Origin of the sequence: Maricurvus nonylphenolicus (assembly GCF_042854845.1) — a bacterium.
Lineage (GTDB): Bacteria > Pseudomonadota > Gammaproteobacteria > Pseudomonadales > Cellvibrionaceae > Maricurvus > Maricurvus nonylphenolicus.
Window position 1 is genome coordinate 503,605 of record NZ_AP031498.1, and the last position, 22,229, is coordinate 525,833.

The window sequence follows — 22,229 nt, forward strand, 5'->3', positions numbered from 1 at the left end:
ATGGCATTTCCATTTGCAGAAGCTTCCAAGCAAAGTGTTTGGTCCAAGGTTACTCGCGGTGCACGCGCTATACGCAGACGTCTAAAAGCGGCGAATTCCCCATTGGAACTGGTGGCCAATAAGCCACTGGATAAGGCCATCCAGAAAGCGCGGCCAAAGTCGACCCGTAATAGCTTTACTCTGGAGACCTTGGAGCCAAGGCTGCTCTTTTCTGCTGACCCGCTAGCGGTTGTGATGAGTGATAATGCCGATATCACCATCAAGTTGACCGAAGACGATAACAATACTGCTCTTGTTCAAGTCATCGATAATGCCGCCAGTGCCGAAATTCTGCAGGAAGTTGCCCTGTCTGCCTTTAACGGCACCATCAATATCACCGGTTCCAGCGGTGATGATTCCCTGACACTGGATTCCAGTCTGACCTCCGCCGACTCGCCGTTGCTGATTACCTTTAATGCCGGTGGTGGTGACGATACCGTTGTGGCTCCGTCTGCCCTGACTGATGCTACCCATAACCCGAATGCACTGATTGATTGGAGTCTGACGGGCTCCGAAACGGGTTCTGCTGACCTGAACGGCACGGCTACGGGTGGTACTTTCAGTTTCTCCGATGTTGAAAATATTGATGCCGGTGATGGCGATGATTCGCTGGCTAATACCGATAGTCTGACCTGGCAGGTACTGGGTACCAACAGCCTGTTGTTAAATGGCGTTACCTTTACCGGTATCGAGGATCTGAACGCCGATAATGGTGCGACTCTGGATTACTCCGGTTACACCGGCTCTGGTGTGACGGTTGACCTGTCTGCTGATGAGGCTTCCGGTTTTGCTTCTGCCTCGGGCTTTGCCAATATCACCGGTTCAGGTGGTGACGATACTCTAACCGGTGATGGCCAGGCTAACACCATTATTGGTGGTGCCGGTGACGATACCATTTCTGGTGGTGCCGGTGCGGATAATCTGCAAGGTGGTGCCGATACCGATACCATCGTTGAGGCTCGCGATGCCAATATGTACCTGCACGATGCCGAGCTGCGATTCGGTACCGATGTGGCAGGTTCTAAAGAAGATGATTTGTCCGGTTTTGAAAAAGGTTTCCTGACCGGTGGTGATAGTGCGAATACACTGGATGCTTTCAGCTTTTCCGGTTCTGTTACGCTGGATGGTGGCAAGGGTAATGATCATCTGATTGGTACGGCAAATGACGATACTCTGACTGGTGGTGAAGGTCAGGATACGATTGATGGAGGTGCCGGTGGTACCGATATCGTCGTCGAAACCCGCGATGCCAATTTCACATTGATTGATGGCTCTCTGACAATCGGTTCTGATGGTGCTGATACATTGATCGGCATTGACGGTGCGACCCTGACCGGTGGTGACAGCGCTAACGTTATTGATGTTTCTGGCTTCACCATCGCCGGTGTAACCATTGATGGTGGTGCAGGCAATGACACCATTACCGGTAGTGCGAACGACGATACCATTACCGGTGGCTTGGGTTCCGACACTATCGATGGTGGTGCGGGTACCGATACCCTGATTGAGCAGGGCGCTGACAGCTTTGTGCTGGATAATGATTCACTTGAGAATACAGTAGGTGAGGTTCAGTACATCGAAATCGATGGCCTGACTTCCGGTACCTTTAAGCTGACCTATGGTGGTCAGGAAACCGCTGATATTGCTTTTGATGCTTCTGTGTCAGAAGTTGGCGTGGCCTTGCGCGCACTGTCCTCCATTGCCAGTGACGACGATATCGAAATTCGCGCCGGATCCAGTGGCTGGTTGGTGTTCTTCAAGGGCGCCTTGGCGGGAGTTGATCAAACGACGATTCAGGTTACTGATATCTCCGACGGCAGTTTGTCGGGTACACCGACGGTTAAGGTATCTGAAACCCGTGCGGGCTTTACTGATACCGATTCCATCACAGCTAACTCCATCGAAAAAGCCACTCTGACCGGTGACAGCCGTGACAATATTCTGGATGCCAGCGCTTATGCGGGCGTGGTGACCCTGTACGGTATTGGCGGCAATAACACCTTAAAGGGCGGTAGTGGCAGCGATACGCTGGTGGGTGGTTCTGGCGAAGATATTCTTTCTGGTGGTGCGGGTGCCGATAGCATCTCCGGTGGCGACGGCATTGATACCTTGGTTGAAAGCCAGGATGTCAACATGACCTTAACCAATGCCACCTTGGTGTCCAATGGTTCAGTAACAGACACCTTAAGTGGTATTGAGAAAGCAGAGTTAACCGGTGGAGCGGGTAATAATACCCTGGATGCTTCCGGCTTTAGTGGTTTGTCTGCCGATACCTATTTGCAAGATCTTAATAATGCCCAGGGTGTTGATCGTCAGTCTGGTGCAGATTTCTCCATTACCTTGTCTGATGGTTCCACCGTTGTTGAAATTGATCTAACCGAAGCGCTGACGCTTGCGGATGTGGTGGATATTATTACTGCCGCCGATGCTCGTTTAACGGCGGCTCTTGATCTCACAACCAATCAGTTGGTCATTACTGATTCTCAAGATGATGGTTCCGCATTGGTGATTGCGGCACTGAATAGTTCTACTGCTTATTCTGATCTTGGTCTGCCAGCTTCTGGCTCTAACACTGAAATTCGCAGTACTGCTATTGCCCTGGGAGGGGTTACGCTGGACGGTGCCGGTGGTGATGACACCATTAAGGGTTCGCTGGGTAATGACTTCCTGACTGGCGGTGCTGGTGACGATGATATTCAGGGGGGCGCGGGTACTGATACTCTGGTTGAGTCCGGCGATTTCAATATGACCCTGACCAATACGTCATTCACTACCGGCGGTGCGGATAAGATAATTGGTGGCTCAAATGCTGCTGATGATGAAGCCGATACCTTAAGTGGTATTGAGAGTGCTTACCTAACCGGTGGTGCTAGCGCTAATACTATTGATACCAGCGATTTCTCAAATGGCGCGGTGACCGTTGCCACAGGTGGCGGTGCGGATACCGTTAATCTGGATAGCACGCATGGCGATACTGTTATTGTGCAAAATGCCAGTGCACTGGGTGCTTCCAAGGTTACCATCGATACTGAAGGCGCAACCGACGATACCGCTGTAATTGAAGGTTTTACTAATGGTGTTGTTACCAATGCCTTATTGGGGCTGGTTAATTTTGTTGACGGTGCTTCGGCCAGTAGTGGTGATTACGAATTAAAACGCCATGGCGATATTACCCTGGGTGAGAGCCTGAGCTATTCCGGTAATCTGACGCTGAACGCGGCCAACAAAGACGGTTATACCGACGGGTATACGTTTAATTCTGCCGGTTACGATATTACTGCTACGGATAATGGCAGCATTACGATTAAGGCTGACCATATCAAAATTAAAACCGGCACTGATATTAATGCCGGTACTGGCGCCATTACGCTGCAAGCTGTTAACGATAAAGCGATCTGGACCAGTGGTTTCTACGACTACGACTACATTGATGTCGATATCGATGTAGAAACAGGCACCACCATTACCGGTGGTGATGTCACGCTTAAAGCTGTTGCCGACAGTCAGAAGTATTTCAGCGAAGATGATTTTGGCGGTGGTGATGTTGGCGCCTTGTTGGCTACGGGGTTCAACGGCATTGTGGGCGCGACCGAAAATCTATCGCTGTTTGTCGGTATCGCAGTATCCAAGTCCTATGCGGATATTGATATTGCTGACGGTGCAACAATCACCGCAACCAATATGGATATTACGGCGGATGCCAATATCTTTGTCAATGCGGCGCCGATTTCGCCGCTGATTGGTATTGCCGTTGGTTACGGCGATAGCCGTGCAGAAATTGTTGTTGATGGTGATTTGACCGCAACGGCGGGTGATGTGTCACTGGCCACTGGTGTTCACAATATGGTGGACGTGGTTGCTGATTCTACGGCAGCGGGTACGGCTGCTGGTGCACTTGCTGTGTCTGTGTTGGAGTCGACATCCAAGATCCATTTGTCCGACACGTCCAATATTTCCGTTACCGATGGCAATCTGATTGTTAATGCCGACTCGCTGGATCAAACGCGCAATATGGCGCGCGCTAACGGCGATATTGATGGTGCGATTGGCATTGCGCTAGCGATCGATTATCAGAATACCAAAACCAAAGCCTATGTAGATGGCACTGTTGATGTGAATGCTGGCGGTGCCAATACCGGTAATATCGAAGTCACCACTGAGCACGCCAAAAAGGATATGGACATCAATCGTATGTTCATTATCCCGTCGACCGCTGGGGGTGTTGAGGCCACCAGTTTTGTGGGTGATAACAAAACCGGCGAATATTTGGATGATGCTAAGTCTGCTGCGATTACCAAAGCAACCTCTTGGGCGACCACGCCTATTTCCAATTACATCAAAAAGATTATTCCTACCTCCGATGAGGTTTGGGATTTTGACTTGTCGGCTTCTTTGGCTGTGGCCATTGATATTAACAGTGCCGATTCCCGTATTGGTGAAACCACTGATGATGGAGACAGCAACTACGCTGATGTAGAAGCGGATGGTCAGGTATTTGTTACCTCCAAAATCGAAGCGCGTCCTAAAGTTTCTGCCAGTGCCTCGGCAAAAGATGAGGGTTACTCTTCCGATCGTAATGAGCCAACCTCTGTTGGTGTGGCGATTGGTATTGCCCATCAAACCCTGCTGAATGACGCTGATGCCAGTATCGGTGTGAATGCCGAACTGGATGCCAAAGATAGCATTACTGTTAAAGCGGAATCCTTGAACGAATACGACCCCAATAGCTTGTGGGGTTATAATCTGATTGCGCCGTTGCTGGATTCAAATCGTGAGGCGACCTACACCACACAGGATACCGGTTCCAAAACCATCAAGACGGATGACACGGTTGATGTCAAAGGCAATATAGCCAGTGGTAACGGTGAACAGGGTAGCCGCTACAAGTATATTGGGTTAAGTGATCGTGTAATCACAGACCTGTCACAGGAAGATTTTACCGACGAGACCTATTGGGAAAATCTCGGTAATGGCGCCTACAACACCGGCATGACGTTTGTGCGCACTCTGTCCGGTTACGTAAACAACAATTTAGGTTTCTACAAAACCTTCGATGCCATGGCCTCTGCGGCCACCGAAGGGCAAAAGTCTGCCGGTGCCGGTAGTGTTGTTGTTCTGGCGTTGAGCCAGGAGGCGGATGCGCAGATTCATAGCGGCGCCAAGATTAACCAGGATGATGACGGTGCTACCGATAGCGATAACTTTGCCACTGGTAACCGAGATGTGCTGCTGCAAGCAGATGGCGTAAACCATTCTGTTTTGGCTGCAGGCAATGTATTCCCGTCGCTGCCAACGGGTTCGGACCAGGAAACCAAGGACAGTGAAACCGCAGCCGGCGTAGGCGTTGTGGTTGGTGTTAGCATGGCCGATGTGACGGCCAAGATTCACGATGGTGTTCAACTTTATGCCGATAGCCTGGAGGTGGATGCCAATACCATGTCGGTGACGGTTAGTCTGGTGGCCGCCGGTGGAGAGGCGAAGGATTCCTCCTACAATGGTTCAATTCTGTTTAACGCTATTGATAACGATACTCTGGCGCAAATTGATAACGGTGCGACGGTTGTCGTTGGTACGGCCTCCAGCTCTTCAACAGAGCCTCTGCTGCAAGTTACCGCAGATGATGAAGCCTATCTGATTGGTTTGGCCGGTGCGGTATCTAAATCTGAATCTGTTGGATTTGGTGCGTCAGTAGCGTCCAATATTGTTCTGCGTAATACCGAGGCGGTTATCGGTAACAAGCATGACAACGATACTGTTGGTACGCCTGGCAGTGTTATCGTTTACGGTGATGTGAAAGTCAGCGCCTTAAACGAAGGTTTTATTGGTTCCTTTGCGATTTCCGGTGCGATTACTTCTTCCAGTCCGGGTGAGGTACCTGCTAATGGTACCGGTGGTACCCAGGGCAGTGATGGCAGCAAGCAGAGTACGCAGGACCTGGCCAGCTGGCAGAGTAACTGGTCTGCAGTATTGGGCGAAATGAAGTCCAGTCAGAAGTTCCAGGAAGCCGGTGAAGCAACCGATGCGGCTCAATCTAAAACCGGCTGGGGCGTGTCCGGTGCCGTGACTGTCAACGTGATGAACGATGACGCTCGGGCCTATATCCACGATATCAATTCCTTTACCGCAGACGATATTGTTGTCAGCGGTAAAAACACTACAAATCTGGCATCACTTGCCGGTGCTGTGTCCTACTCGAAAGGTGATGGCACTACTAGCTCGCGCGGTATCGCCGGAGCTATCGGTGTTAACGTTCTGTGGGGTAACACTGAAGCTGTTGTTGATAATATCAATCTGGTCACTGCTGATTCTCTGGATCTTGATGCAGAGCGTTCTGGTGCCATCGTCGCGTTGTCCGCCAGTGTGGGTGTGGCGACCGGTCGTAGTGGTATTGCGGTTGCGGGTTCTGTTGCTGTAACCAATGCCGAATACACTGTAAAAACCGAGCTGAAAAACCTGGGTGACGGTATCGATAACGGTAAGGATATCGATATCGCTGGTGGCATAGATCTGTTGTCTAGCGGCAACACCGATATGGTGATGGTTGCCGGTGCCGGAGGCTTCGGCGGTAAGGTTGGTGCCGGTGCCTCGATTGGCTTTGCTCGTATTGCCAATACCATTGAATCGACGGTGCAAAATGTTGAAGGCTTGGAGCACAGTGGCAATATCAGTGTTCAAGCCAAGAGCGATGATCTGATAGTTTCTGTTACCGGTTCTGCTGGGGTGTCCACTGGCGGTGGCGATAAAGGCTTCGGTCTGGCAGGAACCTTTAACCTGAACTTTGTCGATAACACCATTACCGCACAAATGGTAAATGTTGAAAGTGAAAACACTTCAACCGGTGATGTTGATGTGTTTGCTACCGATGATTCCGCGATGTTTGCCTTTGCCGGTGGTATCGGTTACGGCAAAAATGTTGGTTTGGGTATCGCCTTTGCGATGAACTTCTTTACCAACACCATTACAGCAAAAGTGGATAACTCTCGCCTGAATAACTCCGGCTCTGTATCTGTCCGCGCACTGGAAAATGGCTGGTCGGCTACCGCTGGTGTTGGTGGCGCTGGCTCTGAAAAGCTGGCACTTGCAGGTGCGATTACGGTCAGTGAAACACAGAATACCGTAGAAGCTTATATTAAAGGCCAGAGCGTCATTAATGTTGGTGATGAAGTTGTGGTGCAGGCGGCTGACACCACTACGGCAGTGAATATTGCCGGTGGTTTAGCCTTCTCTTCCAAAGGTGCATTGGGTGCATCTATTGGTGTTAACCTGATTGAAAACACCATTAAAGCCAATATCGACAGTTCTGATGTTACAGCGGGTACCGAAGGCGTTAATGTCTTGGCGACCTCTGACTCTACTTTGGTGACCGTAACTGTAGGTGGTTCTGGTGCAAGTAAGCTGGCATTGGGTGGCGCGATTTCGGTTAATGAAGTTAAAAATACAACCACTGCCTCTGTAACCGATTCAGAAAACTTTGCCACCAATAAAGTGACTTCTGCAGGTGATATCACTATCGCTGGTGCAGACAGTACGACCATGGTGGTTATCGCAGGTGGTGCCGCAGGTTCTGGCAAGGCAGCCGTAGGCGCAGCAGTTGCGACTACGCAAGTAGAAAGTACCATCGAAGGTTATGTTAGCGGCGCTAACGTTTCCTCTACAGGTGGAAACGTCAATATTACTGCAGGCTTCTCGCCGCGCGGTTCTGATATCGATCTGAATGCACTGGGTGTAGATCAATCCGCCTTGCCAAGTGATACCGATCTTGGTTCTCAGATTATCAATGTGGCGATTTCTGGTGCGGGTGCTGGCAAATTTGCCGCCGGTGGTGCGATTAACCTGAACTGGATGAAGAACCAGGTTAAAGCCTATGTGGATGATGGTGCGAATGTCACAACATCTGCATCTAACAAAGACGTCAATATCAAAGCCAAAGATGATGCCAGCATCATCAGTGTTGCGGTTGGTGCTGCGGGTGCCGGAACCGCTGCTGGCGGTGCTGCCATTTCTTATAACTACATTGGTGGCGATCCAGGCAATCCTTCCCGTGAGGTTCCTTCTGATCCTGCTAACAGTGATGCCAGCTATGTCTTGGCCTATGTCGATAACGCAAGCGTCGATAGCCAGGCGGGCGATGTAAATATTTTTGCTGATGCAAATGCGTTAATTGTTAATGTCACCATTGGTGGTGCTGGTGCAGGCACCGGTGCATTGGCGGGCTCTATCTCCATCAACTTTATGCGCAATATTGTGAAGGCGCAGGCCAAAAACGGTGCCGATGTTGATGCGGGTAATGATGTAAACCTTCTGGCAACGACCAGCCCGCTAATGGTGATTGTTGCGGGTGCAGGCTCTGGCGCGGGCACCGGTGCGGTTGGTTTGGCTTCTGCCACCAACGACATGATTTCTGATATTGAGGCCAGCATTGAAGGTACTGGTACAACTGTTACTGCGGACAGTGGTGATGTGGTTGTTGTTGCCAGCATTGTGGATAACAACACCAGCCCAAGTGTGACCTTGGCTGATGATGGTAATGATGACGAGCAAGACGCTGAGTTTGATGCGCAAATTTGGTCCTTCGCTGTTAGTGGCTCAGGTGCTGGCACTGGCGCTGGTGCAGGTTCTATTTCCCTAAACTGGATTCGCAACAACATTCAGGCGCATGTATCTGACAGTGCTCAGGTTACTGCGACTTCTGGTAAAACCGATGTGCGTGCTAAAGATGATTCCACCATTAATGCATTGGCGGGTGCCGGTGCTGGTGCGGGTACTGCGGCAGTAGGTGCGTCTGTTGCCTATAACTATATTGGTGGTGATCCGGATGCACCGGGTTCAGCAACCAAGAATCAAATTAAAGCCTATATCGATAACGCCACGGTAAATTCCGATACCGTTAACGTAGCGGCTAGCTCCAATTCCAATATCAATAACTTGAGTATTGCCGGTAGTGGCGCGGGTACTTTTGCCGGCGCTGGTGCCTTGTCGCTTAACTGGATCCGAAAAGATATGGACGCGCGCATTACCAATGCGCAGGTGACGTCAACCGGTGATATTGATCTGCAGGCTAAAGACACATCTAAGATGAAATCTGCTGCAGGTCAGATCAGTGGTGCGGGTACCGTGGCCATTGGTGCTTCGGTTGCTTATAGCGATATCGCTAATGAGATTGAGGCTGGTGTTAACAGCGGCAGTACGGTCGAAGTGACCAGTGGTAACACTGGCAATATTAATATTGAAGCTTTGTCAGATGCAGAAATCCTGACCTTGTCTGCCGGTGTTTCCGGTTCCGGTACCGTTGCCCTGGCTGGTTCCGGTGGTGGTAGTCTGATCGGCAATACTGTGTCTGCATACATTTCCGGTTCTACGGTATCCACTGATGACACCGTCGTTGTGTTCGCCGAATCTGCCGATTATATCCAGAGCTACGGCGGCACCATTTCCGGTTCCGGTACAGTGGGTGGCGGTGTTACGGCGTTTGTTAACAAGCTGACCTCAACCACCAGTGCTTACATTAGCGCCGACTCAACCGTGACGGCTCTAGGTGTCAATGCAGGTACTGTTGATAACTGGACAACTGACGGCGAAGGTAACGAGACCTTCCACAATAACCAGTCAGTCAACGGTTTGGCTGTCGTTGCCAATACCGATAATGAAATTGATGTTATTGCGGTTACTGCTGGTGTTGGCGGTGTTGTAGGTGTTGCCGGAAACCTGGTGGTTAATATTGTTGAAACCACTACCGATGCCTACATCAGTGATTCAGCTGTAAATAGTAATGCGAACCGCGGCGAGACTGCGCGTGTTATGGCGCATACCACTACTGATATTGGTAGTGGTGGTGGTCAGTTAAGTGGCGGTGGTACCGCTGCTCTGGGTGTCACTATTGATACCAGTATTATTAATAACACGACCCGTGCTTATATTGCTGATGACGATGTAAATTCTGATGCCGATAATGTTTACGCATCTGATGTGGAAGTTATTGCGCTAAGCAATGAAATTATTTCGACCACGGTTGTTGGTTTGAGTATTGGTGGTTACTTCGGTGGTGCCGGTACTGGTGGTGCAATCAAGAGTACCTCGCGTACGGATGCCTTTATTCGTAACGCCAATGTGACAGCGACTGACGATATTGACGTTGAAGCTAACTCCTGCGTCTACGGCAAATTTAACGCCGGTACGGTAGGTGGTGGCCTTGTAGGTGCAGGCGCAACCGTTGCGGTTGGTATCTTTGAAGGTACCACTAATGCTTACGTGGCTGGTGGTATTTTAAATGCTGGTAAGAACGTTTCTGTTACAGCAGACAGTTTTGAAGAAGCTGCTGTTCTGGCGGGTACCGCCGCAGCCGGTGCTGGTGGTTTAGCTGCAACAGTCTCTGTTATCAATATGGCTTCCAGTACCAATGCCTGGATTGGTCAGGATGCGACTACGCTGTTTAATTCCGATATTAATGCGGGTGAAAAGGCCAGTGTGACTGCCAACAACCGTGTTGACGTCAACAAGGATAGCAGCCGTACTAACGGTATCGGTTCTGCGGGTATCGGTGGTGTCGCGGTGGGTGCCTCCGTTGATGTGATCACGGTCAACAACAGCACCACAGCCTTTATTGCTGAAGGCGCCGATGTAGATGGCTATACCGGCGTGAGCGTATTGGCGGATGCCAAGCGCAATCTGGAATCAACGGTAGTCGCTTTTGCCGGAGGTGCGGGACTTACCGTCAGTGGGGCGGTATCTGTTATCTCTGTAGGCTCCGGTGTAACCGGTAAAGGTCAGGAGGCTACTAACTCCAGTCAGACTGCTATCAGTGCAGTAATGACAGGCTCTACGTCTGGCTACAGCTCTACTTCTCGTTATACACAAAACAGCGGCACCCAGGATTTGAAAAATGGTGATCTTGTCGATGCTAATGACGGTAATCGTTACCGTTATGAAGGTAATGATGCCACTGGCGTTAACCTGGGTTCTCAAACCTACACAGGTTCAAACTGGAGTTTGGTCGGTGAAAGCAAAGATTACACAGGTGCTGCTGACTACAGTAGCGCTGCAACCGCAACATTGGCGGCAAATGAGTCTGTTGATCTGGTAACCGGTTACACAGGTACAACCGGTTCTATCGGTAACCGTTACGAATATATTGGCAGCACGCCTTTAGCGGTAACCGACTGGAGCATAGTAGACTTTTCTGATGACACGGTTTGGCTGGACTTGGGTTCCAGCCAGAAGTTTGCTGATCGCTCTCAAGATGCTCAGGCAGATCTTACTGCAAGTGTTGTTGCCCGAGGCGATGTCGCCGCGAATGGCGATTTATACACCGTTGATTTGAATCAGGCGGCGGGTGCTAGTGGTACTACTGCCTTTATTGGTGATGATGCGACCGTCACTTCTTCGACGGGTGCGATCAGTGTCCAAGCGAAAGAGCATGTTGATGTTGAGCAGTTAACCGGTGCGGCAGCCATCGATATTATCGGTGTGAGCGCTGGCGGTTCAGTTGCTGTAACCACCTTGAGCAGCTCTACTACGGCTTATATCGGTGATGGCGCTGAGTTGAGTGCGGGCGGTAATATCACCATCGCTGCAACCTACAGCAACGATATCGAAATTGATGCCTACGGTGGTTCCGCCAGTTTGGGTGTTGGTCTGGGTGCACAGGTGGCGATCGTTAATGACTCCAGTTCACAGGCTGCTTACACCGAAGATGGCACCAGTAACTCAACGGGTACACAAATTAATGATGCTGCTGATGTTACTGTATCGGCAACTGCAACCCGTAATATTGATATCGAAGCTAAAGGTGTAGCTGCTGGTTCTGCGGCAGCGGGTGCTGCTATCGGTGATATTACGGTGGGTGGCAGTACCAAGGCATACCTTGGTGATTACACGCAAGTGGGTAAAGGTTCCGGCAATGTTGTTGGTTCACTGACCATTACTGCAGATAATAATCTGACCGTGTCGCAAGACATCTGGACAGTGTCTGCCGGTATTGGTGCTGCCGCCATTAACGTTGGCAGTGTGGATTATGACTCCTCAACCCTGGCGTATATTTCTCAAAACTCTCGTGTAAAAACCACGGGTGCCACCGCGGTTTCTGCCGATTCTACTCCGGATATTGATAGCACCATGCACGGTGTTTCGGCTGGTGGTTTGGCCGTAGGTGCGTCGGTAACGGATATTGATATTGATACCACCACCAAAGCGACCCTGGGTGATCCGGATAACGAAGCTAACGGTTCTATCACAATCAATGCCGGTTCACTGAACGTTACTGCTACCACAACCTTGGGTAGCAGTGGTTACTCTGCGCAGGCGTACTCCAGTGGTGCGTCTGGTGCCTTGATCGGTGTTGATTCCACCAATGCCTATGTTGATAACAATGGCGATGTAACTGCTTATATTGCTGATGGCGCTACCCTGACAATTTCCGGTGCTGTGATTCTTGGTGCATACAACACGACTCGTCAGGATGTTGAGGCAAACAGTGCTGCTGGTGGTGTGGTTGCCGCTGGTGCTGCTGTGGCGCGTGTGGGTAGTGATACCGATACCAAAGCCTATGTTGGCGATAGCGTTACTATTACGGCTAACACGGTACAGGTGTCTGCGGTAGGTAATGATGACAACTTTGCCGATGCTACCGCGGGTAGCGGTGGTGTTGCTGCGGGTGCGGGTGCAGAAACCACCACCAACAATGACAGTTATACCTACGCGGCGATTAAAGATAGTTCGACCATTAATGTCGCCAGTAATTCTAATGTCGTGATTGTTTCCGGTAGCTCGACCTATACCGATGAAGGTGGTGTGGTTGATGTAGCACAGGGCGAAACTGTTGATATCACGCAGTCAACAAATCCTGATGCGGCCTTTGGAACTCGCTACGAGTATGTCGGCGGTAATGTCGCGGCTGATTACAACACCTCTTACACCACGCTGGTTGATCCAACGGATATTTCTCAAGGTGTGACTGATCTGCTGACTTTTGTCACCGGTGATACTGTTGATGTTTATGTTAACCACACCGGCGGTGGCGATGGCGGTTATCGTTACCAATATATCGGTGCTGGTGCGACCGAAAATATGTCCAGCGTAGACTTTACTGGCAGTGACTGGGTGAAGTTGGCGCTGGTAAGTGATCCGGACTACACCACAGCTTCCGGTACCCTGGATATTTACAACGGCAATAGTGTTGATGTGATGAGTGGTCATACTGCAGGTGGCGCTGTTGGCTCTCGTTATGAATATATTGGTGCCGCCGATGCGGTAACCGCAAATAATATCAATCTGGCGACGGCCAACTTTGGTGATAACACCAAGTGGAAGCTGTTGGGCGAAAGCCGTGCTTCTACCGCCGCGATTGATCTGGCGACGGAAGATTTCACCAATACCAACTACTGGAAAGAAGTGGGTCTGGTGAGTGGCGCCGGTGAAATTCAAATTAAGGCAGAACACACTGCCAAGTTTAACGGTGAAATTACCGTCGGCGCCGGTGGTGCCTTGTCTGGTAGTGGTGCTGTAGCAGATCACAATGTGACGGCGGATGTACTGGCCGAAATCGGTAGCAGTACTCTCACCGCGCGTAACATTGATGTAGATGCGATCAGTCGTGCCAGCAAAGATTGGTTGTCCAACAATACTGATAATATACGCGGCACCACCGGTGGTGCTGTCAGCGGCGCAGGTGCCAGCAGCGATACCGATCTGGATTTCAATACCCAGGTTGTGATTAAAGATGGTGCTGCATTAAATATTGTCGGCGATGAAACTGATCCTGGTGATCTGTCTCTGGATGCCTTTAACGACTTCCTGGTTAAGGACAAGGTTACGCTGATAACCGGCGGCGCACTGGCCGGTGCCGGAGCCGATGTCACTATCGATACCTCAGAAGATCTGGCCAAGGTATCGATTGGCGATGCTGATTTGACCACCATTGGTGATGTCAATATTTCTGCCCGCGGTACCGGTGACTTTGCCGGTAAGTTGAATCTGGAAACCTATGGTGCGGGTACCGTATCGGTTGCCGACACCAATGTGAAAATTGATCCAACCAATGAAATCTACTTTGGTAACGGTGCGAATATTGTTGCCGACGGTGATCTGAATATTTCTGCCGGTACCAACACCAACTTCGAGCGTGATGCTTATACCTCGGATGCCAAGACCGATAGTTTTGCCGGTAGTGCGATTCCAATCGACAGTGTTGATGCAACCACGTGGGTGCGTCAGACCAACACCATTACCGTAGCCTCAGGTTCTACCCTGCAATCGGCGCGTGATATCAAACTGCACGCAGAGCGTCTGGGCTTTGCCAATACCACGGCGCAAGCGAAGGGCGTTAATTGGGCCAGCTCGATTGCCGATGGTATTAACAGTCTGACCGGCGGCGGTAGCGAGATGTACGACGGCTATGCTGACTTTGATGCGGTCGGTTCTGTCATCGTTGAAGGTACTTTGCAAACCGGTATCAAGCGTAACGTTGAGTTGGTTATCAACAACCTGACGGCCGGTGTGACCGAGATTAATGCCGGTGACGATACCAGTGATAGCAGTAAAAACTACGGTACCAAAGACCTTAACTTTACCGTTGGTACCAAGCCGCTGAATTCAACGTTGATCAATCAACTGCGTTATGCAGAAACACAATTGCGTCAGTACGGAGACGATAACGCCCAGCTGAAGGCCTACTACGCAGGTGAAGTTACTCGTATTAAAGCCGAGCTGGATGCACAAGGTTTGCTGGAAACGCAAACTATTACCGTAGGTGGTCAGCAGGTCACCATTACCGGTGCGACCGAATATAACGCCGCTCTGATTTCTGTGGATCCCATCTGGGCACAAGCGGGTGTGATTGATGTTCGCGCTGATAACCTCACCGGTTCCGGTGTAGTGGATGCTCCGGGGGATGCGAGTGTAAGTATTACCAACAATACCGAAGCATTCCTGGAAATCGAAGGCATTATTATTCCAGAGACTAATGGTGGTCTGTACCTGAATGGTACTGTGACACCAAGTCAGGATAGCCTGCAAATTACCAATGCGAACAATACCGATCCGACTATCGAGATCACCAATACCTATGACTTTAGTGGTAATGGCAAACCACCTGCTGCTATTTCCATTGTGGGTGATGTGGATAACCTGGGTGGACAGCTGACCATTGCTAACCCGGAAGGCGATATTGAAATATTCTCACAAGTACGTGCGAAGAATATGTCGATTACCGCCGGTGGTAATGTACTTATTCAAGGGCTCTCGCAATACACTGTAGGTGGAGAGCCTTACTCAACGATTAATAACTATACCAACAGTGGTCAGCAAAGCGGTGAGCTTGTACAGGCCGCGCTGGTGAATGCGCTTAAGACTGCTCCAACGGGTGTTAATCTTTACGGCGATAAAATATCCATTGATGCTGAATACATTAACCTCAATGGCGTTATCCAGTCTGGTAAAGATAATCTGAGCATTGATATCACCACTGCAGCTGAGACGGAAATCTCCAAAATTGGTAGTGGTGTCACCGGTAAGGTATTACTTGAGACTGTATCTACCGACACGATTAAGGCTTACTACAATACTGCGACGGGTAAGATTGAATTGCAGGAAGTGAGTATTGGTGGTGGCCATGTTGAGCTGATTGGTCATATTCTTAATTCAGGTTATGGCGAAATTAAAGTTCTAGCCGGTTACGGTACTATTGATGTAGACAACCGCACCAAGTATGACTTGGTTATTAATCGCCTGGATGCATCCACTAAAGGTGGCGGCACCCTGTTAATTGCTGACAAAGCTAAGGGGACCACCAGTAATCCTTCTGTAACGCTGTATCAAAATGCCGATATTGGAACTCACACCTACACTCCGGAAACTGGCTGGCGTTATGGTTATTCGGTTGATGTTCAGGATGCCGAGCGTCGTTATCTGACAGTGGCACAGAGTGGCTGGTTAGGTATCGACTTCCTGGCGGCGGATCCCCCCAACTCTTACTGGGATAGCACCGAGCGCCTGGCTGGTCCGACGTTGGCGGACGAAGGTCCGTACTACTACAAAGTGAGTGGTGCGAATACCGATCCGTATATTTACAGCTCTTCCACTGTGTCCGACAAAGTTGAGAACTTTACTGAGCATTGGACCACCAGTACCTGGTACGGTAAGAAAACTTACTACACCAAGTACACGCAGGAAGAGTACACAACCACAACGCATACTCACACGGTTAAGGCTGACTACGACATCAAGATTAATTTCTTTGGTCAGACTTCCGGCACCATTAATGTTGATTCTCATGTGAGTGGCGCAGACGTTATTATTTCCGGTCCAGTCCTGAACGATTCCGGTACAACCACCATCAAAACCGAAGGTGAGATTGTTCAGTTAAGCCAGTCAGGTTACATCAATGCCGAGCGCATTGTGCTGGATGCCAAGTTTGGTATCGCCAAAGATGGTTTTGCCCTGCAAACCAATCTGACTGATCCGGTTGTGAATTACGACAGTTCAGTTGATACCGTTGTATTCCTTAATACCGAGGAATTTGATTACCGCACTAACCAAGGTGGCACACAGGATCTGTCTATCGGTGATCGTGTACGTGTGCAACCGGGTTATGGCAATGGCGGTGATGGTGGCTATGTGTATCAGTACATTGGCCAGGGTATTACCGGTGCTAACCTCAATAGCCTGGATTACACCGACTCGTTTAACTGGAAGCGCTTGGATCAGGCCACTAACGATCAGGTGATGTTCGGCAATGACTTGTACGAATACACCGGTGGCCCCGCAGAAGTTAACCTTTCAACCGTTAATACCAGTGGTAGTAACTGGACCAAGGTTGAAACACTAACCAGCCTCAAAGCCTCCACCAACTACGGCGATATCAATATTGATGAGCTCAGTGGTGATTTGAATGTGGATGATATTACGGCAACTCGCGGTGATGTGAGCCTGAACGCTGCTGGCGGTATTTATGTTGGCCAGCAAACCAGCAGTACTTGGTATAACGGCCGCGTATCCGGTGGTGCTATTACCATGGTTGCTGAGCAGGGTGGCATTGGTAATTCTGCTTCCCGGGCATTGACCTTGAATACCGGTGACACGTCAAGCGATGTTCTGTCAGCGAAAGCGTCTGGCAGTATTTACGTTGAAGAAGAAAGTGGCGATCTGCGCCTGATGGGTACCAGTACTGATCCGTTACTGGAGCCAACCATTGGTGTGGTATCCGACACCGGCGAAGTGTACATCAAGGTTGTTGCCGGTAGCCTGATCGATGGTGACGACCAGTCCACCGAAGATACCCGTACCGCCGAAGAATTACGTAACGGTGTATGGGCAGATCTGGGCCTGACCACCGATACTGACACATCTTCTTCCGTGATGGGCAGCCTGGTGTCAGGTACGACCTATACCGTCATCGTTGAAGACGGACTTTTGTACTTCACCACTGATGGTTCGACCAAACTTAATCTGCAGGAAACCGCAAACGCCAAATCGTTGCACCGTATTTACTTTGATATTGATGGTGCCGGTGGAGTTGGTGAGTACGAATACATCACGCTGGATGCTAGTGCTTCAGGCGTGGATTCGACCAATAACAGTGTTGCACTCATTAATGACTTTGGACTGACGACCGGTGATACCGTCGAGTACCGTGTCTTTATTGGCTCCGATGCGAAGATTGAGCAAACCCTGGAAGACTTTGGTGCTGTTAAAGAAGCCGAGTACAACGCTTACTGGCAGTACCGCACGTCCTTTGGTGGAACTTACGATGCGAGCCAGCAAGTTACCCTGTCTCAGACTGAGAAAGATATTTATAAGGCGGCGCCATACAATTGGACAGATGCAGCAATTACTGCCTTGGAAGCCAAGCGCACGGCAGAATACCATGACCTGCATAATACCTATGGCGGTTTGGGTAATAGCTACAATGAAGCCTACCGTTACGAGCTGACTCAAGATCAAATTGATACAGTAAAAGCCGGTATTAAAGTCTGGTCAGAAGATGAGTTGTTAAATCTGATCAGTGCTGGCCTGCTGGTACCTGTAACTGATACTCAGACGTCGATTGAAAACCTGAATATCGAAGCTGCGGGTAACATTACGCTGGTTGCTGATAACACTGGCGGTGATGTGGGCTCCTCGGTTGGAAGTCATATTATCGATTTGGCCGATGTTAAAACTAACGGATTCAGTGACACTGATCGTGAAGTAATTGCGGGTGCTGAACGTTCTGACATCAGCTTCCTGCTGAATCTGCCTACTTCGGTGAATGATGTAAACTTTGTTCACAACGAAACTGGTGTTGATCAGATTAGCCGTACTGATAATGTGCGTTGGGATTCCGCTGCAGGTGGTAACTTTGCAGCCGGTATGCTCATTCAGGTATTCGGTAACTCTGCCAACGCGGCGGATGATGGGCTGTACTTTGAAATTGGTTCTATCTCTTCCGATGGTTACACCATTAATTTGGTTAACGGCGATCTGCTAAAAACCGAGGCCGGTGTAGATGTAGAGATTGCTCAAATCGTACCGAGTGCCAGCGTCACTGTTGATACCAATGTGATTATCGATGTTGCCGGCAACACCATTACTCGCACCGATGGCGGTAGTTGGGTTACCGATGGCCTGTCGGCGAATCAGGGTATTCAGTTGGAATACCGTTATCTGGATGAAGATGGTGCTCAGCAAACTACACGTTTCGATGTCACCATTGCCAGTGTCAATGCGAATACCATTACCATTGTGCCTAGCACTGACCTGGTCGCGATTGATACCAATAACACATTGATGGAGGTGTCTTACGCCGCGACCATCAACTATATCCGTGTAGACCTACGTGATGATATTGATCTGAACTCTGGTGGTCAGATTAATGTAACTGCTGATGATGATGCTTTCCTGGGGTCAGAAGATGACCTTCGCATCGGGGTTGTGACTGCGGGTGATTCCGTTCGAATCAAAACCAGTGGCGCCATCATTAACGCCGCGGGAGCCAACGCCACAAACGTTACTTCCAGCAGTCTGGTTCTGGAAGCGGGCAGTAAAGGCATTGGCGGTTCCAGCGCAGCTGATATGTTCTACGTCAATCTGGCGGATGATGGCATTCTAACCTTGCGAGCCAGTCAGGATATTTATGTGACTGAGCGCACCAACAATATGAACCTGGGTACTATTTACTCCCAGTCGGGCTCGGTGAATCTCTTCACCTTGAGCGGCTCTATTGTTGATGGTTTGAATCATGACTACGCCAATATTGCCGCAGGTACGGCGATTAATCTGACTGCTAATGGCGGTAATATCGGTGAGGGTACTACCGACGTACTGGATATTGATCTCAGCTCCAGTGCTGTATTGAACGCAACCGCAAGCGGCAATATTCACCTGCGCGAAGTTGTGGGTAATATGAATATTCAGAAAGTGCAGGCTGGCGGTGACGTTAACCTGGCTGCACACCTGGCGCTTCTGGATGCTATGGATGAAAACGGTGCTACCACTGGTGATCGTCCTCAAGCTGATGTTATTGGTGAAAACATTACCCTGACCGCAGAAGGTCTGACCATTGGTGTTTCCGGTAACGATCTGGATATTAATTCCGATGCGGGTACCGATACCGCTAATCACGGTGTTGTAACTACCTCCAGTGCTGAGAACTCATACCTGATTGAAACGACGGGCGATATGTATATTGCCAACGTTGGAGCAGGAACTGCCGGCGGTGCCTTCACCGCATTTATTCTGAGTGCGGGCGCCATCTATAACGGCAATGTTGATCCTCTGAGCTCAAATGTTAGCTCCGGTAAGGTTCGACTGTTTGCGGGTGGAGATATTGGTACACAAAGCAAGCGTTTACAGTCCACCGTTTCTTACCTTGAGGGTAAATCTACAGGTGGCAGTGTTTGGATTACCAATACCGGGGCCGTTGAAGTAGGTGGTGTTTCTGCTGATGGCCAGGGCATCATCGCGACCAATGGCGTGTCGCTTGAAGCCAATAGTCCTATTAATGTTGCGGAAAATATTACGGCAACATCGGGTGATATTGTTCTGACCGCCAACGAAGATGCTGGTGGCGATAACGACGCCGACGATATTGTGATTCAGGATAATATTCTGGTGACTGCTACCAGTGGCTCTGTGCATGTCAATGCAGCGGATTCCTTCTTCCTGAATACCGGTGCAGTGATTTCTGCTTCGCAACAATTTACCGTAACCAGTATTGATACCGTGGCGGATAGCTTGGGTACCGATATTGTGATTAACGGTACGGTTAATGCCAATTCCATTACCTTAACGGGTAGCGGCCAGGTGGATAACTGGGACTTCAATAATACTCTAACTGCTAACGGGGCATTGAGCCTGGATATGGCCGGCGGCAATGATGTGCTGACCGTCGATGCAGTCTTGCAGGGTGCTTCGCTGAGTATTGCAACTGGAGCAGGTATTGATGACCTGGATATCAATGCAAGCTTAATTGCGACGACCGGAGCCTTGAGCATTAATACCGGTACCGAGAATGACTTCCTGACCGTATCAGCTAATGTATCCGGTGGTTCTATTGCCATCGATACTGGTGCAGGTACTGATGATGTTGATATCAATGCACAAATGAATGCTACCGGTAGCTTCACAATCGATACCGGCAGTGAGAATGATTATCTGACCATCACCGCAAACCTGACCGGCGCTTCTTTCGATATCGATACCGGCACGGGTGTTGATGATATCGATATCACCAGTAGCCTGACGGCGACAGGTGCCCTGTCCATTGATGCTGGCGACGATGCCGATAACTTGAATATTTCTGCTACTGGCGTGTTGGATGGTGATGCCATCACGGTTGATTTAGGTTCGGGTACAGACATCTTTACCCTGGCGGGTTCTATCCTGGGTAACAGCATCTCCATCACCGGTGATGCAGGTGTTGATACTCTGACCTTTACCGGTGTGCTGCGTGACAAGAATGCCGCTGGCGATGGTGATGTGGGCATTATCAGTATCGACCTGGGTTCAGAAAACGACACCATTACTCTGGATGAAATGCAGGAAATTACCGGTCGTGCCCAGATCCTGGGTGGCACAGGTGATGACAATATTAATATCGATCGCCTGCATACCCGTGCAGAAGATCTGGATCTGGATGGTGGCGAAGGTTCCGATAACTACTATATCCAAACCAGTAATTTGGATGTGGGCGGTGCGCGTACCGATAACGTGATCAATGTATTCGATACTGGCGTATCCGGTAACGATGCTCTGATCGTTGATGGTACAGCCGACAGTGATTTGTTCCTAGTTCGCGAAAACTTTATTGCACGCATGCATGGTGTAAGTGCAGGTGATGATTACCGTAATTACGCTGAAATTGAGCGCATTAATTATAACGGCAATCTCAATGGTGACCCGACGCTGGATGCTGATGACAAGGTCATCGAGTCTGGTATTACCATTAATGCAAAAGCGGGTGCTGATGAATTTATCTTTGATGATACCGGCACAACCTTCACGGTAAATGCAGGTTCAGGTGAAGATAGCTTCCTGGTTGGTCAGGTCTTTGGGCATGAACCAACAGCGGCAGATGGTGTTGCTGCAGGAGATGAAATCAAGGGTACTGATGTAACCCGCGGCTTCCTAAGCTACGGTACTAGTCACCAGGTGACCCTGAACGGTGATGCAGATAACGATTTCTTCTCGGTCTACAGTAATAAAGGGGTTCTGTACCTGAATGGTCATGCCGGTGACGATAACTTCGAGCTGCGTGCCTTTATTGCAACCGGTTTGAATGTGTCCGGAGGTGCTGGTGCTGACACCATCAACTACAACATCAATGCACCGGTGTATATCGATGGTGGTGAGGGCAATGATACCGTCACCATTATTGGTACCGAGGCTGACGATGTATTCCTGATCAATAAAGACGGTGTCTTTGGTGCGGGTCTAACCATCAATATCGAAAACAGTGAGTTGATCGAAGTTGATGGTCTGGAAGGCGACGACACCTTCTACATACAAGGTCTGCAAGGTGGCCCGGTCGTTACCAGCCTGATCGGTGGTAATGGCAGCGATGACTTTGTGATTACCGGTGATGTCACCAAAACAGTTTCCGGCATTGGTACCCCGAATACCGATATCGATACGGTGACAGGTAATCTGATCATTAACGGGGGCCAATCAGAAACACCGCGTATTCTGCGCACAGCCGTCATGCTGCCGTCAGAAACGCC

At 49.8% G+C, this 22,229-nt stretch carries 1 protein-coding gene (running past one end of the window); it reads left to right on the forward strand.

Features of this window, described 5'->3' with window-relative positions; genetic code table 11:
• On the forward strand, positions 1–22,229 hold the 5' portion of the coding sequence (locus ACGHZ6_RS02255) for an LEPR-XLL domain-containing protein (RefSeq protein WP_390617161.1). It continues 6,655 nt past the right edge of the window; the window shows 22,229 of its 28,884 coding nt (coding positions 1–22,229); it begins with the start codon at positions 1–3; its stop codon lies beyond the right edge, outside the window.